The sequence below is a fragment of the Methylophaga sp. genome, assembly GCF_965655755.1.
Taxonomy (GTDB): domain Bacteria; phylum Pseudomonadota; class Gammaproteobacteria; order Nitrosococcales; family Methylophagaceae; genus Methylophaga.
The window spans coordinates 150,192-154,816 of sequence record NZ_CBFHHW010000001.1; the positions used below are offsets into that span (position 1 = coordinate 150,192).

3 protein-coding genes are annotated in these 4,625 nt (G+C 46.1%); all 3 read right to left on the reverse strand.

Annotation, left to right across the window (positions count from 1 at the left end):
- Positions 1 to 65: 65 nt before the first annotated feature.
- Positions 66 to 1,274 (reverse strand): acetate/propionate family kinase, encoded by a 1,209-nt coding sequence (locus ACTF5U_RS00760; protein ID WP_438969715.1) that lies wholly within the window; start codon positions 1,272 to 1,274, stop codon positions 66 to 68.
- Positions 1,275 to 1,283: 9 nt separating this feature from the next.
- A complete protein-coding gene (locus ACTF5U_RS00765) occupies positions 1,284 to 3,662 on the reverse strand; it encodes a phosphoketolase family protein (protein ID WP_438969716.1) in 2,379 nt (792 codons plus the stop codon).
- A 177-nt stretch (positions 3,663 to 3,839) separates the two neighbouring features.
- On the reverse strand, positions 3,840 to 4,625 hold a 786-nt coding region (locus ACTF5U_RS00770; RefSeq protein ID WP_438969717.1), incomplete at its 5' end, for a dicarboxylate/amino acid:cation symporter.

Genomic DNA, 4,625 nt, shown 5'->3' on the forward strand with positions numbered 1-4,625 from the left:
AGGTCCTAAACCAGTGATGTTTTAGATGTCAGCCTTTGAGTCGAGCAGCGTGAATGCAAAGGTGCTTACCTATCAGGATTTAATAAATGACTCACTTCATACGCTATCTGCAGCTCTTCCTGAGTAGGAATCATAAAAATCGTTATCTTGCTGGAGGGGGCAGAAATGACAGTGGGAATCTGCCTGGTTCTCAAGTTCAGATTCTGGTCAAGCACAATGCCGAAATTTTCCAATCCCTCACAGCACCGGGCCCGAATGGTTGCTGCGTTTTCACCTATCCCGCCTGAAAAAATAAGTGCATCGACATCTTTCAATGTAATCAAATAAGCACCGATATATTTACGTATGTGATGGACAAACATATCCAAGGCTAACTGTGCGCTTCTATCGCCTTGCTCTGCACGCTCAATGATTTCATGCATATCATGAGAGTGACATATCGCTTGTAAGCCGGAATCAAAATTAAGTTGATGTGTTACCTCATCGGCTGATAAGCCATGTCGTTGTTGTAGGTAGAGTGGAATTGATGCGTCCAGATCACCGCTTCGGCTACCCATCATGAGTCCCTCAAGCGGTGTAAATCCCATTGATGTATCAATACTATGCCCATGGTGAATCGCACAGGCACTGTCACCATTACCAAGATGCAGACTGATAATATTGAGGGTCTCAGCCGGTTTATTTAACATTTCAGCGGCTTTTCCCGAGACATACTGATGCGATGTACCATGAAAACCAAAACGTCGAATGCCATAATCGCTGAACCACTTTTCCGGAACGGGATAGCGAAAAGCATATTCAGGCATGCTCTGATGAAAGCTAGTATCAAACACTGCCACTTGCGGGGTATCAGCAAATGTCGCCATGCATCGTCGCATTCCTATCAGATTACCGGGCATATGCTGTGGGGCTAAATAGGCATTCTCGCCTATTTCATCAATCATGTCGGGGGTGAGACGAACGGGATGCGTAAAGCGGGTTCCTCCGTGAACAACGCGATGACCAATGGCATCAATTTCTATCTCGGGGTGTTTTTTTGGTAAAGACGCCAGATCATCAAAAATACGGTTAAATGCCTCAATATGATCACGGAATGACTCGGTTATCGTGTTTTTCTCACTATCTTCATCAATAGTCAGGTTGAGTTGATACTCACTTTTTGCATCACCTATTCCAGTGACATACCCAGTGATAAGGGTGGCTGCTGCAGTTAAATCGAAAATTTTGAACTTAATCGACGAACTGCCACTGTTAATAACAAGGATTTGTTTCATTCCAGTATTTTATTCAGCAGACCAGGTCCATTCAGCGTACTCAGGCTTGTCGATACCATATTCATACGCATAAAGGCGACACGCTAACTGGGCATCGCGGAGTTTTTGCTTGGCGTGGGCACCGATATCGTGAAGCCCTTCAACGCGATCGATAACGTCAATGGCAATACTGAATCGATCAATTTCATTACGAATCGCCAGTTCAAGAGGGGTATTGATATTGCCTTTCTCTTTGTAACCCCGCACATGGATATTTGTATGATTAGTACGGCGGTAAGTCAGCTTATGGATTAACCAGGGATAGCCATGAAAGTTGAAAATGACCGGTATATCTCGTGTGAACAGGCTATCAAAGTCTTTATCAGACAGACCATGAGGGTGCTCTGTGTCAGGTAATAATTTAAATAGATCCACGACATTGATAAAGCGAACTTTCAGATCGGGAAAAAATTCATGCAGCAATGCTGTAGCGGCTAAAGCTTCCTGTGTTGGGATGTCACCACAACCTGCGATCACAACATCGGGAACACTACCTTCATCAGAGCTTGCCCAGTCCCAGATTCCCAGGCCTTTGGTGCAATGTTGAACAGCCTCGTTCATATCCAGAAACTGTGGATGATTTTGTTTATCAGCCACAATCACATTGACGTAGTTTTCTGAACGCAGGCAGTGATCGCCAACCGATAACAAACAATTCGCATCCGGCGGTAAATAAATACGGCAAACCGTCGGGCTTTTATTAACGACAAGATCCAAAAAGCCTGGATCCTGATGACTGAAGCCATTGTGATCCTGACGCCATACGGTGCTGGTGATGAGTAGGTTGAGTGAGGATATTGATGCACGCCAATCGACCTGATTACATATATCAAGCCATTTAGCGTGTTGGTTAAACATGGAATCAATCACATGCACAAATGCTTCGTAAGTGGAAAAAAAGCCGTGCCGGCCAGTCAGCAGATACCCTTCCAGCCAACCTTCCAGTGTGTGTTCAGAAAGCATTTCCAGCACTCGGCCATCGGGTGACAACTGACCGCCATCCTCATCTTCCGGTAACAAGTCGGCCATCCATAGCTTCTTGCTGGCGTCATATATATCGTCCAGTTTGTTGGAAGAATTTTCATCCGGACCAAACACCCTGAAATTCTGCATATTCTTTTTCATGATGTCGCGCAAGAATCGACCCAGCGGACGGGTATTTTGAACGGATTCAGTGCCACGGCTTTTGAGTTCGACTGCATAGTCTTTAAAGTCAGGCATCTTAAGTGCTTTTCGCAGCAGACCACCGTTTGCGCTGGGGTTTGCACTCATTCGTTTAAGCCCTGTTGGCGCAAGCGCTTTGAGCTCGGGAATCAAGCGACCTTCAACGTCAAACAGCTCATGAGGTTTATAACTAAGAAGCCAGTTCTCCAATTGCTTGAGGTGTTTAGGATTGTCTTTGACGTCAGCAATAGGTACTTGATGCGCACGCCAATAACCCTCGACTTTATGATCATCAACATAATCCGGGCCCGTCCAGCCTTTTGGACTGCGAAGAATGATCATTGGCCAGCGGGGACGTTCTACTTTCTCCGATTGTCGAGCTTTGTCTTGAATCGTTTTGATTTCATTTATGCAGTGCTCCATGGTGGCAGCCATTTGAGCATGCATAGTCATGGGATCATCACCTTCAACAAAATAAGGCGTCCACCCATAACCTTTCAATAGGTTCTCCAATTCTTCGTGAGAAATTCGGGACAGCAGCGTGGGATTGTTAATTTTATAACCATTCAGATGCAGAATCGGTAACACCGCGCCATCACGCGCCGGGTTAAGAAATTTATTTGAGTGCCATGACGTAGCAAGCGGTCCAGTTTCTGCTTCACCATCACCTACCACGACAGTGGTAATAAGATCGGGGTTATCAAAGGCGGCACCGAAGGCATGTGACAGGCTGTAACCCAGTTCGCCGCCTTCATGAATCGAGCCCGGTGTCTCAGGTGTACAGTGACTACCGATACCACCCGGGAATGAAAAGTCTTTGAAAAACTGGCGAAGACCGTCTATATCTTCACTTTTGTTGGGATACACTTCTGAATAAGTGCTTTCAAGGTAGACCGGCGCTAACACCCCCGGAGCACCATGCCCAGGACCCGCCATGAAAATAGCGTTGAGATCGTACTTATTAATGAGCCTGTTCATATGAATGTAGATAAAACTCAAACCCGGGCTGGAGCCCCAGTGGCCCAGCAGTCTGTTTTTAACATGACTTGGTTCTAGCTGCGATTTTAGTAACGGGTTGTCCTGCAGATAAATCATCCCTGCGGCGAGATAATTACAGGCGCGCCAATAGGCGTGCATCTGTTCCAGAGTCTTTTTATCAATCTGAATGTCTTCAACTTGATTCATACGAGATCCTTCCAGCTGATTTTTCAGCATTTCTGTTTTACTCAGAGTGAGCAAGGCGAATAATTCTTTATTCAAGCGTTGATCAGATAGCTATTCATTTCAAGTGCGTGAAAATAGTTTGATGTGCATTCAAGACAAAATGATGACTTTTATGCCGCATCTTCAAGTCGGACAATGTTACTCCGCTTGTTTTCGTGCCCAGGATTCGAGCAGACGGGAAGTGACCAAATCACCGGTGACATTGATAGAGGTTCTTGCCATATCTAATATTCGGTCCACACCCATGATTAAGGCAATACCACTTGGTGGGATGCCGACGGTGGTGAGTACCATTGATAGAATGACAATGCCGACGCCCGGGGTAGCCGGTGAGCCAATTGATGCCCCGACTGCCATTGCTACCACCAGCGCCATGCTTGCCATACTCAAATCAACGCCATAGACCTGAGCCAGAAAAACCGTTGCCACACTTTGATATAACGCTGTGCCATTCATGTTGATGGTAGCGCCCAGCGGTATAACAAATTGGGCAATGGAGGGACGGACAGCAAGTTTTTCTTGAGCTGTTTTGATTGATAGAGGCATTACCGCCGCCGAGCTGGATGTGGAAAAAGCCAGTAAAAGTACATCCCGGGTATGTTTAAGAAACGTTACAGGGTGCTGTCCGGCGATGAACTTTAATATCAGCATATAAACGCCAAACATTATCACTAACCCCAATAGTACAGTGGCGACATAGGAGGCCATCCCCAACATAGCACTAAACCCGATACTGGTAGTCAGTTGAGCCATCAATCCGAATACGGCATAGGGCGCAAGTCGCATTGCCCAACGCACCACGGTCATGCAGATTTGCTGTAATGAATGCAGCAAATCAAGCATGGGCCTAGATTGTTCTGCTGTCATGCTGACCAGAGCAATACCGACGATAATGGAGAAAATCACGACTTGCAGCATTTGCCC